Source organism: Streptomyces sp. NPDC028314 (assembly GCF_055565795.1).
The window spans coordinates 11952-31471 of record NZ_JBVHTP010000022.1 but is presented as its reverse complement, the minus strand read 5'-3'; the positions used below and the strand labels follow the sequence as shown (position 1 = coordinate 31471).

The following is a 19520-nucleotide window of genomic DNA, read 5'->3' as shown; positions in this document are numbered from 1 at the left end:
TCACACCTCCTGTCCGGACGCCACGGTCACGGCGTCGGCCATCGCGTCGGAGACCGCGTCGGCCTCGGGGGCCACTTCCCGGGCGGTGGCGCAGGCGCGCTGCACCCCCCGGACGACGCTGTGGTAGCCGGTGCAGCGGCACAGGTTGCCGGTGAGCCACTCGCGGATCTCGGGCTCGGTGGGGGCTTCGCCGTCGGCGGTGTTCTCCACGAGCTCGCCGAGGGCCATGACCATGCCGGGGGTGCAGAACCCGCACTGGGTGCCGTGCTCCTGGCGCAGGGCCTCCTGGAGTCCGGTCAGCTCGCCGCCGGGGGTGCTGACGCCCTCGATGGTGGTGACCTCGGAGCCGGCCGCGGCCGCGGTGAGGACCAGGCAGCTCTTGGCGGACCTGCCGTCGATCCGGACCACGCAGGTGCCGCACTGCCCGGTGTCGCAGCCGACCTTGGTGCCGGTCAGCCCGAGGCCGTCGCGCAGCCGTTCCACGAGGAGTTCGTTCGGCTCGGCCGCGAATTTCCTCGGTCTTCCGTTCACATTCAGTGTCAGATCCATGCGAGCGCCTGCGCTTCCGTGAGCGGCTTGTTGAAGAGGGGTCCGCCTGGCTGCTGGAGAATTCCTCCGGAATGCAGCGGTCCGGTGTCCACGGGTACGAATCCGAGATCCGTGATGATTCCCGCGACGATTTCCTTGGCCTTTTCGTCGTCGCCCGCGGTGAAATGGGCCAGACGCTCGCCTCCCGCGGTGCCGGCGACGGCGAGGGTTTCGAAGTGCATGGTGTTCAGGGATTTCACGATCCGGGCGCCGGGATACCAGTCGGCGACCAGTTCGCTGGAGCCGCGGCCGCCCAGGTCACGGGGTGCGCCGGGGCCGTCGAAGGCATTGGTGGCGTCCACCAGCACGGTGTCCCGTACGGCCTCCTGGGGCAGCAGTCCCCGTACCGTGTCGAAGGGCACCATCAGCACCAGGACCTCGGCCCTTTCGGCCACCTCGGCGGGGTGCGCCGCCGAGGCCGCCGTGCCGAGTTCGGCCAGCAGCGGGCCGAGGGACCGCGGTCCGCGTGCGTTGGCGAGTAGGACCTCGTGGCCGGCGGCCACCAGAATCCTGGCCAGGGTCGAGCCGATCCGCCCGGTGCCGATGATGCCTGTCCGCATTGACACTCCTCCGTGAACGGTGACGCGGTGCTTCCGGTATTCCGGCCGGTCAGTCCATGCCGATCCAGACCGACTTGGTCTGGGTGTAGCTCTCGAGGGATTCGGGCCCGCACTCGCGGCCGTAGCCCGAGGCCTTGTAGCCGCCGTAGGGCACGGAGGGGTCGTACTGGTTGTAGCAGTTCACCCAGACCGTGCCGGCCTTGATCTGCGAGGCCACCCGGTGGGCGCGCCTGAGGTCCTTGGTGTGCACCCCGGCGGCGAGGCCGTACGCGCTGTCGTTGGCGATGCGCACGGCGTCCTCCTCCGTGTCGAAGGGGATGATCGACAGGACCGGTCCGAAGATCTCCTCCTGGGCGATCCGCATCCCGTTGTCCACGCCGGTGAAGACCGTCGGCAGGAAGTAGAGCCCCTGGCTGGAGGCGCCCTCGGGGGTCCAGCCGGTGCCGCCGGTGCGCAGGACGGCGCCTTCCTTCTCGCCGACCTCGATGTACGAGCTGACCTTGTCGAACTGGCCGCGGTGGGCGAGCGGCCCGAACAGCGTGGCCGGGTCGCGGGGGTCGCCGGGCTTGAGGGCGGAGGCCCGGCGGACCAGGCGCTCGACCATCTCGTCGTGGATGGGACGGTGGAGCAGCAGCCGGGAGCCGGCGGTGCAGATCTCGCCCTTGTTGTAGTAGATGCCGAAGAAGGCGAGCTCCTCGGCGGCGTCGAGGTCGGCGTCGGCGAAGACGATGTTGGCGGACTTGCCGCCGAGTTCCATCGTCACCTTCTTCAGGGTGCCGGCCGACTTGCGGATGATGGCCTGGCCGACGACGGTCGAGCCGGTGAAGGCGATCTTGTCGATGTCGGGGTGGTCGGTGAGGGTCTCGCCCAGTTCCACGCCGGGACCGGTGATGACGTTCAGCACCCCGTCCGGGATCTCCGCCTCCTGGAAGAGCTCCGCGATCTTCAGCGCGGTCAGCGGAGTGGCCGGGGAGGGCTTGTGGACCACCGTGTTCCCGGCCGCGAGGGCGGGGGCGATCTTCGTCATCGACAGCAGCAGCGGGAAGTTGAAGGGGGTGATGGCGCACACCACCCCCAGCGGTTCGCGCAGGGTGTACGCGAGCTGCCCGCCGGCCGGCGCCCGGGAGGAGCCGTCCACCCGGGTCACCGCCCCCGCGTAGTAGTGCATGAGCTGGGCCGCCATGGGGGCGTCGACGGTGCTGGAGAAGGCGAACGGTTTCCCCATGTCCACCGTCTCCAGCAGCGCGATCTCCTCCAGGTCGCGCTCGATGAGCTCACCGACCCGGTTCAGCCGCAGTGCGCGCTCCTGGGCGGACAGTCTGCTCCACGGACCCTCCTCGTACGCCGTGCGGGCGGCCGCCACGGCCGCGTCCGCGTCGGCGGCGGTGGCCTGGGCCACCGGCACGATCTCCTGTCCGTCCACGGGGCTGATGTCCGGCTCGGTGCGGCCGTCCTGGGCCGGAACCCATTTGCCGCCGATGAACAGCTTCCCGGGGTTGGCCAGGGGCTGGCCGCTCAGCTCGCGCTTGGTCATGGCTGCCTTCCGGTGTCGGATGCGGGGGGCGTGCTAGCCCTTCGCCAGTTGTGCCAAGAAGGTCTCGGCGAGGGCCTTGGAGGAGTACGGGTTCTGGCCGGTGGTCAGCTTGCGGTCCACGACGACGTGCGAGTCCCAGATCGCTTCGGCCTTTTCGTAGCGGGCGCCGAGTCTGGTGAGCTCGGCCTCCAGGATCAGCGGGAGCCGGCCGGCCATGTTGGTGACCAGTTCCTCGCTGTGCGAGAAGGCGGTCATCCGGTAGCCCTCGAACGGCCAGCGGCCCTCGCCGTCGCGCAGCGCGAGGAGCGAGGTGTGGCCGTGGCAGACGGTGGCGAGCGGCTTGTCCTGGGCGATGGCCCAGCGCAGGATCTGCGCGAGCTCGTCGGACTTGGGCAGGTCGCCGATGGCTCCGTGGCCGCCGCTCACGTAGATGCCGTCGTACCCGGCGATGTCCTTCTCGCCGAGGGACTCCAGCGCGAGGGGGTGCGTGAGCTGCTCGGTCTCCCCGATGACCCGGACGTACTCGGCGGCGTTGGCCGCGTCCTCGTCCGGCGAGCCCTCGGGGCGGACCCACCGGAGGAACTGGGGGTCGACGCTGGTCTGGTCGACCGTCGGCGCCCGGCCTCCTATCGTCGCCACGTCCACGGCGTGGCCGGCCGCGCGGAAGAGCGTATAGGGAACGACGAATTCCTCGGCCCAGAATCCCGAGGGGTGCTGCTCCCCGTCCAGCAGATGGAGCGTGGCCTTTGCCGTCATGACGACGAGAATCTTCATGACTCTCTCCTTGTTCTGGATTCGCTGCCGATTCAACACGCCCCCTGCTAGGGGCGTAAGGGGGCGACGTCAGGCACGTGATACTTCGTCACGTGCGTCCAACGCCGTCAGGATCGAGCGGAATTCACCGACCAGGGGGTGGTCGGGATGGGCTTCTGCAAATATGCATTCTCCGTAGAGCGCCGCCATTTCCGGCACGTACGGAAGGATTCCGGCCAGTGGCGCGCCGTAGACCTCCTCGGCCCGCAGCCCGGCCGCTCCCCGGTCGGTGCCCTCGGGTGCCATGCTCAGCACCAGGACCCGCCGGCAGGCCAGCCGTCCGGCGAGGGCGATGGTCTCCTCCACCCCCGAGAGGTCGATCCGGTCCGCCCGCGCCATGATCATCACGACGTCCGCGCTGGCCATCGCGGTCACCGACTCGTTGTTGAGCCCGGCGTGGGTGTCGAGCAGCAGTACGTCCAGCGCGAAGTGCTCGGACAGCCGGTCGAAGCCCTCCGGAAGCAGCCCGACGTCGTACCCGGTGGACATCAGCTCCCGCAGCGCCGCGGTCCCGGTCCGGGCGGGTACGACGTACAGCCCGGGCCTGCGGGTCTGCTGGGCCGCGGCCTCGATCTCGCAGCGGCCGAGCAGGTAGTCGGCGAGCGAGCCCGCCCCGGGTGCGAGCCGGAACAGCAGGTCCAGGGTGGGCGACTGGATGTCGGTGTCGACCACCCCCACCCGGCGTCCCCCGGCCGCGATGAGCAGCGCGAGGTTGGCCAGTGCCGAGGACTTCCCGGTGCCACCGCGGTGCGAGTGCGCCACGATGGTCCGGGCCATCTAGGCCACCACCTTGCGGCCGGCGCCGCCCGCGTGCGGCCCCCGCGCCGCGCGTGGCCGGTGCAGGGCCAGCATGGTGACGTCGTCGTGCTGTTCGGCGGTGCCGGTGTGCTCGCGCACCGCCCGGTCCATCCGGTCGACCACGTCCTTGCCGCTCGACGGGGGGCCGCCGAGCAGTTCCAGCATCCGCTCGTCCCCGAGGAAACCGCCTTCGGGGCAGCGCGCCTCGGGCACGCCGTCGGTGAACACGAAGAGGGTGTCGCCGGGGTCGAGCTGGGCGTAGCCGAGGGTGTAGACGCAGTCGGGCAGGACTCCGACGGCCGGTCCGGTGACGTCCAGCGGCAGAGGCACCTCACCCGAGCCGGACAGCAGCAGCGGCGGGTTGTGGCCGCCGTTGATGTAGACGAGGCTGCCGGTGACCGGGTCGAGCACGCCGAAGAACAGGGTGGCGAAGTAGCCCTGCCGCAGGTGGTTGCGGGTGAGGTAGCCGTTGGTCGCGGTGACCGCGTTGAGCAGCGGGGTGGCGCCCACGACCGGGATGCGGCGGCTGCCGCCGGTCCGGCCCGCCGCCATCAGGTGCTGGAGGCCGCTGTTCTCCGCGGTGTGCCGCAGCAGCGAGCGGATGAGCGCCATGAACAGGGCCGCGCCGACGCCCTTGTCGCAGACGTCCGCGACGACCACCGCCAGGCGCCGGCCGCGGGAGATCTCGAAGACGTCGTAGAAGTCCCCCGCCACCTGCCGGGCGGGCCGGAACCGCACGTCGATCTCCCAGCCCGCCGGGACGGGCAGCGATTCGGGCAGGAAGCCCGCCTGGATCTCCCGACCGATCTCCAACTCCTTCTCGTATCCCATGAGTTCCGCGCGGGCGTCGGCCTCGCGCAGGGTCCGGCCGAGGCCCGCGCGCTCGGAGCAGCTGTGCAGCCGGGCCCCGACCAGAGCGGGCAGGAAGGGCGGTACGAGGTAGTCGTGCCCGAGGCGTACGTGCTGCTCCAGTGCGGCGAACTCCGCCACGGTCCAGACGACCACGATGGGGGCTCCGGCCCAGCGGCGCAGCCTGCGTACGGCCGCCCGTACGGACTCCCCGTCGGCTTCGGCGGGAGCGAGCAGCACGTCCGCGACGGGCAGCGCCTCCAGGCGTCCGCACAGCAGTTCCGTCAGCGTGCGGGAGACGAGTTCCGCGTCCATCAGCCGCAGTGCGTCGCGCAGTTCGGCCGGCGGCGGCGGGTACTCGTCGAGGATGATCACGGTCGTGGAGGGCATGGGTCCGTCCCCTCAGCCTTTACAGTCAGCGTGCTGATGTTGCGGCCGTCCATGCGTGCGTAGCCGTACTCGTCCACGCTGGTGAGTGCCAGGTGGATGCCGAGGCCGCCGACCCGCCGCCGTTCCAGGGGGATCCCGGTGGCGGGGGGCAGGCGTCCCTCGACGGGGTCGAAGGCGGGTGCGGTGTCCTCGATGACGATCCGCACCCGGCCGGGCCCGGGACAGCCGCGGACGGTGATCCGTCCGTCGCCGCCCCGGTACCCGTGCATCACGATGTTCGTGGCCAGCTCGTCCACGGCCAGCCGGATCCGGTACGTGGCTCGTTTGTCCAGCCCGGCCCGGTCGGCCAGCCGCAGGACGAACGCGGCGATCTCGCCCAGTGCCCCCATCGTCGCGGGCACCTCCAGCACGCAGGGCTTCCTCGCCGTTTCGACCATGTCACCCACGTCCGTCAGTCGTCGGAGAGCAGGATGCTCCGGTCCAGTCCGGCCGTCCGGATGGTCCGGGAGACGGGCTCGATGGCGCCGACCACCTTGATCGTGACGTGGTCGGCCACCTTCTGCTGGGCGAAGACCAGGGAGCGCAGCCCGGCGCTGGCCATGTAGCCGACGCCGGCCATCCGGATCTCCACGGTGCTCGTGCCGTGGCCGGCGGCCTTCTCGATGGTCTGGTGGAACTCCGGCGCGGTCTTGGCGTCCAGCTCGCCCGTCAGTTCGATCACGGTGGTGTCGCCCTCGATGCTCAGGGACACGGAAAGCGGCATGTCAGGTCTCCTTCGGTCAGAGGGTCCCGGTCGTCTCGGGATCGTTCGTGCGGCCCACCAGGATCACGACCGAGCGGGGGCCGATCAGGTACTTGCCGGCGTTGTCCAGCTCCTGCTCCGCACCGGGGGTGCGGATGTCGTGCGGTGCCTCGTTCCCGGTGTCGGCGAACAGGTGCCAGGTCCGGCCGCCCGGCAGGGCGGGCAGTTCCAGGTCGTGCGACTCCCAGTGCGCGTTCATGGCCACGTACACCACGTCGTCGTCCCCGGTGCCGCAGCGGGCCACCGCCAGCAGCCGGCTCTCGGCCGACCAGTCGGGCTGCCAGGCCTGCTCCCCGTGCCAGCTGATGTCAGGCAGCCCCAGGGAGTCCCGGAGCTGTCCGGTGGGATGGGCGGTGGAGCGCAGCTCGCGGTGGTGCTTGCGGAAGGCGATCATCTCGCGGGTGAACCGGAGCAGTTCGGCGTTCTCGTCGACCTGGTCCCAGTCGAACCAGGACAGCTCGTTGTCCTGGCAGTACGTGTTGTTGTTGCCCTGCTGGGTGCGCGCCACCTCGTCACCGGACAGCAGCATCGGGATGCCCTGGCTGGTGAAGAGGATGGCGAGGGCGTTCTTCATCTGGCGGGTGCGCAGCCGGTTGACCTCGGGGTCGTCGGTCGGCCCCTCGGCCCCGCAGTTCCAGCTGGCGTTGTCGTTGCCGCCGTCGTTGTTGCCCTCGCCGTTGGCCTCGTTGTGCTTGTCGTTGTACGAGACCAGGTCGGCCAGGGTGAAACCGTCGTGCGCGGTCAGGAAGTTGACCGACGCGGAGGTCCCGCGGGTGGAGTAGAGGTCGGGCGAGCCGGCGATCCGGGTGGCGAGCTCCCCGGTGACCCCGGGGTCGCCCTTGAGGAAGCTGCGGACGGTGTCGCGGTACTTGCCGTTCCACTCCGCCCAGCGGCCGTACGCCGGGAAGTTGCCGACCTCGTAGAGACCGCCCGCGTCCCAGGCCTCGGCGATGAGCTTGGTGTGCCGCAGGACCGGGTCGTAGGCGAGCAGTTCCAGCAGCGGCGGGTTGGGCAGCGGGGTGCCGTCCAGGGACCGGCCGAGGATGGCCGCCAGGTCGAAGCGGAAGCCGTCGATGTGGTAGTCGGCGACCCAGTGGCGCAGGCAGTCGAGCACGTAGTTGCGCACGACGGGGTGGTTGCAGTTGACGGTGTTGCCGGTGCCGCTGAAGTTGAAGTAGTACCCCTCGGGCGTGAGCATGTAGTACGTGGCGTTGTCGAGCCCCTTGAAGGAGATCGTCGGGCCGTGCTCGTTGCCCTCGGCGGTGTGGTTGAAGACGACGTCGAGGATGACCTCGATGCCGGCCGCGTGCAGGTCCTTGATCAGGGTGCGGAACTCGTCGCCCTGCATCCCGTAGCGTCCGGTGGCCGCGTAGCCGGCCTTGGGCGCGAAGAACGAGACGGTGTTGTAGCCCCAGTAGTCGTAGAGCTTCTCGCCCGTCTCCGGGTTGGACCGCGGGTTGTCGCTCTCGTCGAACTCGAACACCGGCAGCAGCTCGATGCAGTTGACCCCGAGCTCCTTGAGGTACGGGATCTTCTCGCGCAGCCCCGCGAAGGTGCCGGGGGCGGTGACCCCCGAGGACGGGTGCCGGGTGAAGCCGCGCACGTGGGCCTCGTAGACGACGAGGTCCTCGGCGGGGATCCGCAGCGGGGTGTCGTCCGCCCAGTCGAAGTCCTGGAGGCAGACCCGCGAGCGGTACTGGTAGCCGCGGCTGCGGTCCGGCTCCACGCCCCACACGTCGCGGCCGGCGATCAGCCGCGCGTAGGGGTCGGAGAGGATCTGCCGGGCGTCGAAGCGGTGGCCGGTGACCGGGTCGTAGGGGCCGTCGGCCCGGTACCCGTACTCGATGTTCTCGTGGTCGAGGCCGAAGACCGTCATGGCGAAGACGCTGCCGGTGCGGAACTCCTCCGGGAATTCCAGCTCGGCCATCGGCTCGGGCTCTCCGCGCTTGAAGATGACCAGGGTCATGGAGGTCGCCTGGTCGGAGAAGACGGAGAAACTGACCCCGCCGGGGACCACGTTGGCCCCGAAGGGGAACGGCTTGCCCGCGCGGACGCGGTACCCGCCCACCTCGTGGGTCGGGTACGCGTCGACGCGCAGCACCTGCTCGGACTGGGCCTCGGTCATCGCGCGGCCCGTGCCTGGACCTTGGCCTCGGCCGCCGCGGCCTCGCCGGCCGAGAAGAAGTCGAGGAAGCCGGTGGCCGACATGACGAACCGGACTTCCTCGCTCACCCCGTACAGGGTGACCGCGACGCCGGCGTGCTGGGCCTCGCGGTACACCACGAGCAGGGTGCGCAGGCCCGCGCTGGAGACGTAGGTGACGGCGGTGAGGTCGATGCGCAGCGGCCGGCCCTCGCGGACCAGCGGCAGCAGTGCCTGGAGCAGCGAGCCCGAGGTCTCGCTGTTGATCTCGCCGGTGGCGACGAGCACGGTGCCCGCCTTGTTCCGGCGTTCCTTCACGCTGAGTGTCATTGAATTCCCCTCATGTTGGGGCGCCCCCCGTTGAGCGCTACTTCTGGGCGACGGGCCGCAGCCGTACCTTGACCTTGACCCGTCCCTGGACGTCGGGCAGCCGGACCGTCAGGCCGTCCGCGTCGAAATCCGTCCACGGCTTCTCGTCGATCTCGACGGACGCGACCGCCACCGAACCCGCGGGCAGCAGGTCGGGCGAGACGCGCAGCACGCGGTCCGGCAGGTTCGTGGGGTCGGGCTGGAAGTGGAAGTCCATCTCCCGACCGTTGATGAGCAGGTTGTTGTAGACGGCGGAGAGGTAGCACAGCTCCGCCGAGTGGTACATGGACATCGAGTGGCTGCCCTTGAGCCGCTCGGTGCCGAGCAGGTACGGAGTACCGCTCGCGAGGACGTTGAAGTAGACGGCGCCCTCGTCGTGGTCGAGGAAGAAGGTGTTGTAGAAGGCCTGCGCCTGCCGGGCCTCGCGCAGGTTCGCCTCGCCGCCGACGGTGCCGTTCAGGATGAGGTAGGCGAGGATCGCCTGCTCCTGCTGCCACCACGCCTTGCGGTCGTGCCAGGCGAAACGATACGTCTCCTGGTCGGCGTCGGCGGCCTTCACCCGCTCCACCACGTCGTACCAGCCGCCGCGCTGGACGTCACTGCCGACGGCCGGCATGATCTCGCCGATCTTGCGGGCGAGCTCCTCGTACGCGGGCTTGGCCTTCAGCGAGTTCATCCGCATCAGGTTCCAGGCGATCTTGAGGTTGTGGCCGACCACGGCACGGTTCTGCTGCCAGCTGTGCGAGGTGTCGGCCGACCAGTCGCGGTAGAAGCGCTCCTGGACGAACGGGCTGTTCTTGTAGTCCGGGAAGCGGTCCGCGATGGTGTCGAAGGTGTACTCCAGGAAGTCGGCGTACTTCTGCTCGCCGGTCGCCAGGTACAGGTTGATCAGGTACGCGGGCGCGTGGTCTCCGACCGAGTTCCAGTTCTTGCGCTCCGCGTTCTCGCCCAGCGACTCGTGGTCGGCGCTGAAGAGGATCGGGTCGATGTGGGAGTAGTAGCCGCCCTGCTCCGGGTCGTGGAAGAACTTGTCGAACAGCCGGATGGTGGCGTCCGCGTCGTTCTTGATCCGGATGTCACCGGTCACGCGGTACGTCTGGATGGGGCCGGCCAGCGCGTAGATCTGCTCGTACATCGGGATCGCGTCGTAGTCGTCGGAGAACTCCGAGGTGAACAGCTTGCGTTCGCTGTCCCCGTCGACGCTGATGCCGTGGTACCAGAAGACCACGTCCTCCTCGCTGTCCACGACCCGCATGTGCTTGCGCAGGTACTCGGTACCGCGCTCGGCGACCTCCAGGTACTCGTCCTTGCCGGTCAGCAGGTAGGCCGAGGCCATGCCGTAGACCAGGCGGGAGATCGTGTCGGTCTCCTGGACGTGGCTGGCGGTCTTGTCACCGCCGAGCCGGATCTCGGTGCGGTACTCGGTGAAGTCCACCGGCCCGTCGCCGAACTGCGCCCGCTTGTAGAAGTCGGCCAGCGATTCGATCTGCTTGACCCACCAGCTGGGCTCCTCGAAGCGGTAGTCCTCGGCGCCGCGGCCCAGGAACACCAGGCGCTTCGCGTCGTAGCGGCCCGCCTGCTCCGGGTAGTGGACGCCGTAGACGAAGAGGAACCGGCCGGGCGAGAGCATCTCGTCGATGTGCCCGGAGGCGTCGATGTACGGCTCGTCCAGGTTGCGGACCAGCTCGGCGCTCGGGTCGCCGGCCAGCGAGACGTCGAACTCGCGGCCGTCCGAGGTCTTCAGCCGCAGCAGCCGGGTGCCGGAGTCGAAGCGGACGACGTAGCCCGCGATCGTGTCGGAGAAGGAGAAGCCCAACGAGCCCGCCATGTCATGCACCGTCCTTATTCTCTGAAGGTGTGCGGTCGTCCTCGAATCCCTGGCTGACCTCGACGATCACCCCGTCGGGATCGCGGACCCACACGGTCCGCCACCCGCAGATGAAGTCGTCGAAGTCCAGCGGCCCCAGGGTCACTTCGGCCGCGTCGCCCAGTTCCGCGAGGAACGCGTCGACGCTGTCGGTCTGGAAGGCCAGGTGGCGCATCCGGCCGGGCGCCTGCGGCCCGTCGTCGTGCGCCGCCCGAGCCGGTTCGGCGTCGGCCGCGAAGAGCTCCAGGTACGCGTCCCCCTTGCGCAGGAACACGATCCGGGCCTCCCCGAGGTCGACCACCCGGGCCCGGGTGAAGCCGAAGTACCGGGTGTAGAACTCCTCGGTGGTCTTCTGGTCCGTGCAGTTCAGGCCCACGTGCGACCAGATCATCAGCCGGACCCCCGCGTGCCCCGCCCCGCCGCGATCAGCTCGATGATCCGGCGGGCGAACAGGTGGTGGTGCGCGCCGGTGCGGCCGGTGACCAGGTCCCCGTCCACCACCACGTCCTCGTCCACGTACTCGGCGCCCATGTTGCGGACGTCACCGATGAGGTTGTTGTGGCAGACGACCTTGCGGCCCCGGACCTTGCCCGGGATGGAGGAGGCCAGCCACATGCCGTGGCAGATGATCCCCTTCAGGACCGTCGGCTCCTCGAACGCCCGGCGCAGCAGCTCCGTCGCCGGGGCCAGCTGGTCCACGTCCTCGGTGTAGCGCAGCCGGTCGGCCACCATGCCCGAGGGCACGATGATCGCCGCGTACCGGCGCAGCTCCTCGTCGCTCAGCCCCTCCAGGGACCGGTCGGCGGTGAAGGGCGCCCGGTACTCGTGCCCGGAGAAGGTGATGGAGTCGTTGCCCCACAGCCGGGTCAGGAACTCGACCTCGGCACCCTCCTCCGCGAACCGGTGCTGGTAGTAGAAGATCTCCGGCTCGTAGAAGTCGCTCTCGACCAGGACCGCGATCCGGGTCCCGGACAGCGCGCCCTCGCGCAGGACCACGTCAGGCACGGGAGGCCCCCTTCAGGAAGTCCGCCGCGCGCTCGGCGATCATCGCGATGGCGGTGTGGCAGTTGCCCGACGGGACGGCGGGCATCACGCTGGCGTCGACGACGCGCAGGTTGCGTACGCCGTGCACCCGCAGCTCGGGGTCGACGACGGAGAGGTCGTCGATGCCCATGCGGCAGGAGCCGGCCTGGTGGTGGTAGCTCTCCGACTTCTGCTTCACGAAGTTCCGCAGGTCGTCGTCGCCGACGTAGCCGGGGCCGGGCTGGAGCTCCTGCTTGTACCAGGGCGAGAAGGCGGAGGTCGCGAAGATCTCCCGGGCGAGCTTGACGCCCTGCACCATCCGCTCCAGGTCCCACCGGTCGCCCAGGTAGTTCGGGTTGATCAGCGGGTGGGCCAGGGGGTCGGCGCCCGCCAGCCTGATCCAGCCCCGAGAGACGGGGCGTACGACACCGGGCAGGATGCTGACCGTGTTCGGGTGGTCCTGGCCGACGATGACGTCGAACGGTACGTGGACGAAGGCCATCTGCAGGTCAGGAGCCGGAAGCCCGGGTCGGGAGGACAGGAACAGAGCGCTCTCCGAAAGGTTCTGCGTCGGCGCCGGGAGTTCCTGGGTGACCTCGGCCATCAGCCCGGTCAGCACGTGGTTGTGGAAGTTCTCGCCGACCCCGGGCAGCGCCGCGGTGACCGCGATGCCGTGCTCGCGCAGCTGCTCGGGATGTCCGACCCCGGAGAGCAGCAGCAGCTTCGGGGACTCGATCGCCCCCGCGGCCACGATCACCTCGCGGCGGGCCCGTACGGTGTGCGTGCCGGGCTCGGCGGCGGCCGGGCTGTGCCCGTCGCGGACCGTCCGGCCCGGGAACTCGGCGGGCGGCGCGAGCTGGACGTACTCGACGCCCGTGCAGGTGTCCCCGTCGAACAGCAGCCGGGTGCTCTGCGCACTGGTGCGCAGGGTCAGGTTGGGGCGGCCGAGCGCCGGCTCCAGGTACGCGGCCAGGGCTCCCTGGCGGCGCCCGTCGGCCACGTCGATGTGGTGCCAGCCGGTGCCGAAGAGCCCGCGCCGGGGGCCGTCGGTGTTGAAGTCCGCGATCTCCTCGTGGCCGAGTTCCACGGCCGCGTCGATGAAGGCGCGGGAGGCCGGGTTGGGGTCGTGGCGGCCGGCGTGGGTGATGCGCTGCGGGCCGCGGGTGCCGGTGGTGGCGGCGGTGGCGTCCTCCTGGCCCTCCAGGAGGGCGAAGTAGGGCAGTACGTCCTCGTACGCCCAGCCGGCCGCGCCCTGGTAGGCCCAGTTGTCGAAGTCCGAGGCGTGGCCCCGGATGTGCATCATGATGTACAGGTTGCTGCTGCCGCCGGGGGCCTTGCCGCGCGGTTCGTACGTACGGCGGCCGTCGAGCCCCGGCTGCGGGACGCTGGTGTACCCCCAGTCGACGGGCCCGCCGAGGAGCTTGTACCAGGAGGACGGGTCGTCCACCTCGGGCGGGATGCGGGAGCCGCCGGCCTCCAGGACCAGGACGGAGACGTCCGGGTCCTCGGAGAGGCGGCCGGCGAGGACGCTGCCGGCTGTGCCGGAGCCCACGACGACGTAGTCGTACTCGTCTACGGCCATGACCCGCCCCCTCAGCCCTGGCCCAGCACCTGGAAGGGAACCGTGTCGTGGTAGTTCGCCATGTAGGCGATCTTTCCGTCCACGATCCGGAAGAAGTTCATGACCTCGGCCTCGATGGCCTGGCCGTCCGCGCTCACCGCGGTGAGGTGGGAGACCGCCGCGGCCTTCTCCCCGTCGACGAGGAAGTGCACGGGCTCGTTCCGGAAGACCCGGTACATCGTGCCCATGCCCTTCATCATCGAGCGCAGGGTCTCCAGGCCCTCGATGTGGCCCGCGAGCTGCTCGTCCATGACCTGGTCGTCGGCGAACAGGTCGCACCAGCTGTCCCAGTCGCCGGCATTGGCGTACTGGTAGTACCTGGTCAGGATCGTTCGTGCGTCCAACACGCTCATCGTGCTCCCCTCCCCTATCGGTCCCTGCGGGTTCCGTCGGGCGCGAACGGCGCCCAGAACTGGCTGAAGGCGGACACCGAGTCCCCGAAGAGCCCGTCGCGGCCCTCGACGATCCGGCCGTCCCGCCACCGCATGAAGTGGAAGACGGGGTAGTCCATCCGCTCGTACGGGGACAGGCTCGCCTGGTCCGCGCCGTCCCGCAGGGCGACGTTGCGGCACACGTCGGCGCTGCAGTCCTCACCCACGAGGACCGCCTGGATGTCCATCCGGAAGGTGCCGCCCGTGAGCTTGTGGGTCTGCCCCATCAGCTCCAGGAAGGCGTCGAGGCTCTCGTACCAGCCGGCCAGCGGATGGTTGCCCGGTACCAGCCAGCGCAGGTCCTCGGAGTAGTACTCCAGGATGCGGGCCCGGTCCCCTGAGCCGAGGGCGCGGTACGCCGCCTCGACCCGCTCGCGCGTCACTTCGGTCATCGCCGCTTCTCCTTCGCCATCGCCGGCGGTCAGAGGGAGCCGGAACCGGGCATCGGCGCCAGTTCGTTGACGGTGTACTGCTTGATCAGCGGTCCGTCCGGACCCGCCACCACGACCCAGGTCTGGTCGGCGTCGAAGCCGAGCCACTGGCTGCGGGCGGCCGGCGGGTCCCAGATCTTGGCCTGCCAGTTGACGAGGACCCGGACGATCGCCCGGTCCCCCTCGATGACGGGCTCGACCTTCGTGACGGTGTGGACCTCGTCGAAGAACCGGTTGGTGACGGCTGCGTACCAGCGGCCGAAGCCCTGGTGTCCGAGGAAGGTGTCCTCGGGGACCTTGAACTCCAGGTCCTCGGTGATGAGGGCGAGCACCCGGTCCAGCGGAAGGTGCTGGTCCAGTGCCACGTACCAGTTCTCGGTGAAACTGCGGATCGCGTCCTCGGTCAGCCGCTCGGCGGGCATGCGGTCTCCTCCTGTCCGTCCGTACTGGTGTCGTTGCGCGGCGGTGCGGTGCCACGTCCGTGCTCGTGCGGTGCGGGGCCGGGCCCCGTGCGGGTCAGATCTGGATGTCGACGAGGTACGGACCGGGGTGGGCCAGCATCCGGCCGACGGCCGCGACCGCCTCGTCGGGCTTCTCCACCCGCGTCCCGTCCGCGCCGAGGGCCCGGGCCAGCCCGGCGAAGTCGATCTCGGGGTGGGAGAGGTCGAAGGAGCCCGGGAAGCCGTGCTCGGCGATGTCCCGCTCCCGCCAGTACTGGGCGATGTTGTCGTCGAGCAGCCGGTACTTGCGGTTGTTGCAGACCACGAACTTGGCGTTGATGCCGTGCCGGACGGCGGTCCACAGCGCCTGGTACGTGTACATCGACCCGCCGTCGCCCGCGAAGCCGACGACGAGGCGGTCCGGACGGGCCAGCTTGGCCCCGACCGCGCCCGGGAAGCCCACGCCCAGCGAACCGCCCCGGGTGAGGTGGTAGTCGCCCGGCCGCTCCGCCGGCAGGTACTTGGTGACCAGCGGCGAGGTGGTCAGCGCCTCGTCGAAGACGATGAGGTCGCCCCCCGTCCGCTCGGCCAGCGTGCGCAGGAAGACGGCCATCGGCGTGTCGTCCGTGTCGTCGGCGGCCAGGGCCGCACGGGCCCGTTCCCTGGTCCGCCGGTCCAGCCGGGCGGCCGCGGCGGCCCGCTGCCGGGTGGTCAGCCGGTGTTCCAGTACGCCGGCCAGCGCGCGCAGCGCCTGCTTGGGATCGGCGGCGAGGCCGAGGTCCACCGGATGGTTCTTGGCGATCTCGTACGCGTTGAGGTCGATGTGCACGACCTTGGCGCCCGCCCGGAAGGGGCTCTCCAGCTCGGGGAACACCTCCGGGAAGACATAGGTGCCGACGATCAGCACCCCGTCCGCGTCCCCGATCAGCTCCTTGCTGTGCGGGCCGAACATGTGGCCCGTCTGGCCGCGGCGCAGCGGGTGCGAGGCCGCGATGTTCACCTCGGAGGAGTCGACCTCGTACACGTCGGCGCCCAGCAGCTCGGCGACGGCGACCAGTTCGGCCTGCGCTCCGGAGAGCGAGACCCCGTCCCCGACGAGGAGGACCGGCCGCTCGGCGGAGGCCAGCAGTTCGGCCGCCCGCCCCACCGAGGCCGGCGAGGGCGCCACGTCCGTGAGCGGCACGGTGGCGGGCAGTACGGGCTCGGAGTTGAGCTCGTCCAGCACGTCCATCGGCAGCGCCACGAACACCGGCCCGCGGGGCGGGGTGAGCGCGATCTTCACGGCCCGCCGGATGGTGCGGAGCACGGAGTGCCGGTCGGTGACCCGGGTCGCGTACTTGGTCACCGGCTTGGCCATCGCCACCAGGTCGGACGCCATCTGCGCGTCCATGGCGTCGTAGCGGACCCCGGCGTCACCGGCGACCACGACGAGCGGGGTGTGGCCGCGCAGCGACTGGTACAGCATCCCGATGCCGTTGCCCAGCCCCACCCCGGAGTGCAGCTGGAGCAGGGCCGCACCCCCGGTGGCCCGGGCGTAGCCGTCGGCGATGCCGGCGGCCACCGTCTCCTGGAGGGCGAGGACGTACTGGAAGTCCGCCGCCGCGTCCACCGCGTCGAGGAATCCCTGTTCCACCGTCCCCGGATTTCCGAACATCACATGCAGACCGTCGGCCTTGAACTGCTCGATCAGCCTTTCCCGTCCGGGAGTGGCTTCCATGAATTCCCCCTACCACCCGTAACGGGTGAGACCGTCCTCCAGCACTTCAACGATCTTCTGCCCCGTCAAATAGGAATCCGGGGTGGAACGACCGGTCACGAACGGGTAGTCGACAATCACCGACAGCGGGTGGCCGAAATTCCCGTGGTACGCGCCGCGCGGGCCCGTGGCATCGCGCAGGATGTACTCCAGCGGATACGGCGGCGGCCCCATGTTGAAGTCGGTACCGAGGAATCCGGTGCCGTCCTTGTAGTCGTACTCCTTGCAGTGGCCGGTCACGTGCTTGCCCCAGATGATGCTCCTGCGGTCGCCCCAGTCGCGGGCGAAGGCCAGGCAGGCCACTCCGTAGCACTCGGCCGCCACGACCTTGCCGGCCTTCTTGAAGGCCAGGATCAGGGCGTGGACCCGCTCGTTGTTCGCGAGGTCGGCGATCGGGCCGCTGCCGCCGACGATGAGGATCGCGTCGAAGCCCGCGATCTCCTCCTCCAGCTTGTCCAGATCGCGGTGGTACTGCTCCAGCTTGCGCAGGTAGCCCTCGTCGCTCGTGTACGGGCGCTCGGGCGCCCACGCCTCGATGTCGAGGGGCGAGTCGAGCCGGCTCGACTGCTCGAACTCCCGGCCCAGCCGGGCGTTCTCCTCGGTGGTCACCGAGCGGCCCAGCGGAGGGTCGATGTAGTTCGCGTCGAGGCTCGGCGGGAGAGCGTGGGCACGCTTTCCGGTCGGGGTGGCGAATACGACTTCATAGCCCCGCTCGTCGAACTTCGATACGGGGCCTATCAGTTCCTCGGCCCAGTAACCGTGTTCGGAGACAATGACCAGAATCTTTCTGCTCACAGATTCCTCCAGGCGCCGCCTGTTGTCGTTGGCGTCCCCCACACTGCTTGTGCGCGGGGCCTGCGTCAAAGCGCCCGTATGCGACTTCGTGAGGTAGGAGGGCAGGTCGCCCGGACACCTCATGTAGTCATCTCCCGAGGTCATGAAGTAGGCGCGGTACTTCATGACCTCGGCCGAATCGATGAACCATTCCCGGAGCCCCGTCTTATGGTCTGGACGCGCCGTGATTCACCGGCGCGACGGCGGCAGGACCGGCACGAACGCGCGAGGAGAGGGACGGGGACGATGACGATGGACCTGTTGTGCACACACATCGACCAGATACGTCCGGTGAAGCCCGGCACCGAGGGCTGCGAGGAGTGCCTGGCGATGGGCGACGGCTGGGTGCACCTGCGGTTGTGCCTCAGCTGCGGGCACGTCGGCTGCTGCGACTCCTCGAAGAACCGTCACGCCACCCGGCACTACCGCACCACCGAGCACCCCATCGCGGCCTCGCACGAGCCCGGTGAGGACTGGGCCTGGTGCTACGCCGACCAGCTGATGCTGGACCCGGCGTGAGCGCGGCCCCGGAGAACGCTCCGGCCACCAAGACCGCCGCCACGGCCGCGGCCGCCGCCGAACGGTCGGAGAACCGCAAGCCCGTCATCCTGGCCGTGGACGACGACCCCCAGGTCCTGCGCGCCGTCCGCCGGGACCTGCGCAGCGCCTACGGCGACCGGTACCGCGTACTGGGCGCCTCCTCGGCCGCCGACGCCCTGAAGATCCTGGACTCCCTCGACGAACGCGGCCACGACCCGGCCCTGTTCCTCGTCGACCAGCGGATGCCCGACGTCACGGGCGTGGAGTTCCTGCTCGAAGCGGTCAGCCGCTTCCCCGACGCCCGCCGGGTGCTGCTGACGGCGTACGCGGAGACGGACGCGGCGATCACCGCGATCAACCGGGTCCGGCTGGACTACTACCTGCTCAAACCGTGGGACCCGCCGCACGAGCGGCTCTTCCCCGTCCTGGACGACCTGCTCTCGGACTGGCTGGCCAACTACCGTCCCGCGTACGACGGCATCATCGTCGCCGGCCACCTGGTCTCCCCCGGCACCCACGCCGTCCGGGACTTCTTCACCCGCAACGGGCAGCCGTTCCGCTTCCTGAACGTCGAGCGGGACCCCGAGGCGCTCACCGTGATCGCCGCCGCCCACGCCGACGCGGCGCTCCCGCTGGTCCGCTTCCCGGACGGGACGGTGCTCTCCGCCCCCACCGACACCCAGCTCGCCCAGCGCCTGGGCCTGGCCACCACCGCCTCCCGCCCGCACTACGAGTGCGTCATCGTCGGCGCGGGCCCGGCGGGCCTGGCGGCCGGGGTGTACTCCGCCTCCGAGGGCCTGTCCACCCTGATGCTGGACTCCCGCGCCCCGGGCGGCCAGGCGGGCACCTCCAGCCTGATCGAGAACTACCTGGGCTTCCCGTCGGGCCTCTCGGGCGGCGACCTGACCCGCCGGGCCACCATCCAGGCCTCCCGGTTCGGCGCCGAGATCCTGCACCCGGTCGAGGTGGTCTCCCTGACCCGGGACGACCCGGCGAAGATCCTCACGCTGGCGGACGGGACGGAGATCAGCGCCGAGACGGTGCTGCTGGCGACCGGAGTCTCGTACAACCGACTGGACGCACCCGGCGCGGACCGCTTCGAGGGCGCCGGGCTCTACTACGGCGCGGCGACCACGGAGAGCTCGGCCTGCATCTCGCAGCACGTGTTCATCGTGGGCGGCGCGAACTCGGCCGGCCAGGCGGCGGTGCACTTCGCCAAGTACGCGGCCCGGGTGACGATCCTCGTCCGGGCGGCCTCCCTCGACGACAGCATGTCCCGCTACCTGATCGACGAGATCGAGCGCACCCCCAACATCGAGGTCAGGGTGCGCACGACGGTGGTCTCGCTGGACGGCGACGAGCACCTCGAACGCCTGACCCTGCACAACGCGGACACGGGCGAGGACACCGAGGTCCCGGCCCGCTTCATGTTCACCTTCATCGGCGCCCGCCCGCACACCGACTGGCTGGCCGGGGTCGTGGAGCGCGACGAGTACGGGTTCGTCCTGACCGGCTCCGACCTGATCTCCAACGGCGGCGAACTCCCGGCGGAATGGAGCCTGGAGCGCGCCCCGTACCCGCTGGAGACCAGCGTCCCCGGGGTCTTCGCGGCGGGCGACGTACGGGCCCACTCCGTCAAGCGGGTCGCCTCGGGGGTGGGCGAGGGGGCGATGGCGGTCTCCCTGATCCACCGCTACCGCTCGATGGGCTGAGAGCGAACACGGGCCCGGGA

Annotated in this window: 21 protein-coding genes; 2 read left to right on the top strand and 19 right to left on the bottom strand. The window is 70.1% G+C overall.

The window, feature by feature from the left end:
- From ACZ4TG_RS35450 to ACZ4TG_RS35360, 19 genes are all read right to left on the bottom strand, one after another.
- Positions 1 to 549 carry a (2Fe-2S)-binding protein gene (locus ACZ4TG_RS35450; RefSeq protein WP_468171581.1) on the bottom strand — a complete coding sequence of 183 codons (549 nt, stop codon included), beginning with the start codon at positions 547 to 549 and terminating at the stop codon, positions 1 to 3.
- The gene (locus ACZ4TG_RS35445; protein WP_468171578.1) at positions 540 to 1148 is read right to left on the bottom strand and encodes an NADPH-dependent F420 reductase; all 609 of its coding nucleotides are present in this window, start codon (positions 1146 to 1148) and stop codon (positions 540 to 542) included. Before ACZ4TG_RS35445 ends, ACZ4TG_RS35450 begins: the two co-directional genes overlap by 10 nt.
- A 49-nt stretch (positions 1149 to 1197) precedes the next feature.
- Positions 1198 to 2682 (bottom strand): aldehyde dehydrogenase family protein, encoded by a 1485-nt coding sequence (locus tag ACZ4TG_RS35440; protein WP_468171575.1) that lies wholly within the window; start codon positions 2680 to 2682, stop codon positions 1198 to 1200.
- Positions 2683 to 2715: 33 nt separating this feature from the next.
- The gene (locus ACZ4TG_RS35435; RefSeq protein ID WP_468171572.1) at positions 2716 to 3456 is read right to left on the bottom strand and encodes a type 1 glutamine amidotransferase domain-containing protein; all 741 of its coding nucleotides are present in this window, start codon (positions 3454 to 3456) and stop codon (positions 2716 to 2718) included.
- A 69-nt stretch (positions 3457 to 3525) separates the two neighbouring features.
- Positions 3526 to 4272, bottom strand: coding sequence for a MinD/ParA family ATP-binding protein (locus ACZ4TG_RS35430; RefSeq protein WP_468171569.1), 747 nt, complete (start codon positions 4270 to 4272; stop codon positions 3526 to 3528).
- Positions 4273 to 5532: a PP2C family protein-serine/threonine phosphatase gene (locus tag ACZ4TG_RS35425; protein WP_468171566.1), complete on the bottom strand. Its 1260-nt coding sequence runs from the start codon at positions 5530 to 5532 to the stop codon at positions 4273 to 4275.
- Positions 5514 to 5942, bottom strand: a complete 429-nt coding sequence (locus tag ACZ4TG_RS35420) for an ATP-binding protein (protein WP_468171563.1) — start codon at positions 5940 to 5942, stop codon at positions 5514 to 5516. The genes ACZ4TG_RS35425 and ACZ4TG_RS35420 overlap by 19 nt, the downstream gene beginning before the upstream one ends.
- Before the next feature lie 41 nt (positions 5943 to 5983).
- A complete protein-coding gene (locus tag ACZ4TG_RS35415) occupies positions 5984 to 6295 on the bottom strand; it encodes an STAS domain-containing protein (protein WP_366453570.1) in 312 nt (103 codons plus the stop codon).
- Between the two features lie 16 nt (positions 6296 to 6311).
- Complete coding sequence (gene glgX, locus ACZ4TG_RS35410; RefSeq protein ID WP_468171559.1) at positions 6312 to 8459, bottom strand: glycogen debranching protein GlgX; 2148 nt, start codon at positions 8457 to 8459, stop codon at positions 6312 to 6314.
- Positions 8456 to 8806, bottom strand: coding sequence for an STAS domain-containing protein (locus ACZ4TG_RS35405; protein WP_468171556.1), 351 nt, complete (start codon positions 8804 to 8806; stop codon positions 8456 to 8458). Before ACZ4TG_RS35405 ends, glgX begins: the two co-directional genes overlap by 4 nt.
- A 37-nt stretch (positions 8807 to 8843) precedes the next feature.
- Positions 8844 to 10673: an AGE family epimerase/isomerase gene (locus ACZ4TG_RS35400; RefSeq protein ID WP_468171553.1), complete on the bottom strand. Its 1830-nt coding sequence runs from the start codon at positions 10671 to 10673 to the stop codon at positions 8844 to 8846.
- Between the two features lies 1 nt (position 10674).
- Positions 10675 to 11103 carry a VOC family protein gene (locus ACZ4TG_RS35395; RefSeq protein ID WP_468171550.1) on the bottom strand — a complete coding sequence of 143 codons (429 nt, stop codon included), beginning with the start codon at positions 11101 to 11103 and terminating at the stop codon, positions 10675 to 10677.
- On the bottom strand, positions 11103 to 11717 hold the full coding sequence (locus ACZ4TG_RS35390) for a DJ-1/PfpI family protein (RefSeq protein WP_468171547.1): 615 nt from the start codon (positions 11715 to 11717) through the stop codon (positions 11103 to 11105). The genes ACZ4TG_RS35395 and ACZ4TG_RS35390 overlap by 1 nt, the downstream gene beginning before the upstream one ends.
- On the bottom strand, positions 11710 to 13317 hold the full coding sequence (locus tag ACZ4TG_RS35385) for a GMC family oxidoreductase (protein ID WP_468171544.1): 1608 nt from the start codon (positions 13315 to 13317) through the stop codon (positions 11710 to 11712). Before ACZ4TG_RS35385 ends, ACZ4TG_RS35390 begins: the two co-directional genes overlap by 8 nt.
- Before the next feature lie 11 nt (positions 13318 to 13328).
- Positions 13329 to 13709 carry a nuclear transport factor 2 family protein gene (locus ACZ4TG_RS35380; protein ID WP_468171541.1) on the bottom strand — a complete coding sequence of 127 codons (381 nt, stop codon included), beginning with the start codon at positions 13707 to 13709 and terminating at the stop codon, positions 13329 to 13331.
- 14 nt (positions 13710 to 13723) lie between these two features.
- A complete protein-coding gene (locus tag ACZ4TG_RS35375) occupies positions 13724 to 14179 on the bottom strand; it encodes a nuclear transport factor 2 family protein (protein WP_468171538.1) in 456 nt (151 codons plus the stop codon).
- Between the two features lie 29 nt (positions 14180 to 14208).
- Entirely contained in the window at positions 14209 to 14640 is a 432-nt protein-coding gene (locus tag ACZ4TG_RS35370; RefSeq protein WP_468171535.1) for a nuclear transport factor 2 family protein, read from the bottom strand.
- 94 nt (positions 14641 to 14734) lie between these two features.
- Entirely contained in the window at positions 14735 to 16375 is a 1641-nt protein-coding gene (locus ACZ4TG_RS35365) for a thiamine pyrophosphate-binding protein (RefSeq protein WP_468171532.1), read from the bottom strand.
- A 9-nt stretch (positions 16376 to 16384) separates the two neighbouring features.
- Positions 16385 to 17209 carry a type 1 glutamine amidotransferase domain-containing protein gene (locus tag ACZ4TG_RS35360; protein ID WP_468171529.1) on the bottom strand — a complete coding sequence of 275 codons (825 nt, stop codon included), beginning with the start codon at positions 17207 to 17209 and terminating at the stop codon, positions 16385 to 16387.
- A gap of 285 nt (positions 17210 to 17494) precedes the next feature.
- Here ACZ4TG_RS35360 and ACZ4TG_RS35355 point away from each other — a divergent pair, with 285 nt between their 5' ends.
- Positions 17495 to 17767, top strand: a complete 273-nt coding sequence (locus ACZ4TG_RS35355; protein ID WP_468171526.1) for a UBP-type zinc finger domain-containing protein — start codon at positions 17495 to 17497, stop codon at positions 17765 to 17767.
- Positions 17764 to 19500, top strand: a complete 1737-nt coding sequence (locus tag ACZ4TG_RS35350) for an FAD-dependent oxidoreductase (RefSeq protein WP_468171523.1) — start codon at positions 17764 to 17766, stop codon at positions 19498 to 19500. The genes ACZ4TG_RS35355 and ACZ4TG_RS35350 overlap by 4 nt, the downstream gene beginning before the upstream one ends.
- The last annotated feature ends 20 nt before the right edge of the window (positions 19501 to 19520 follow it).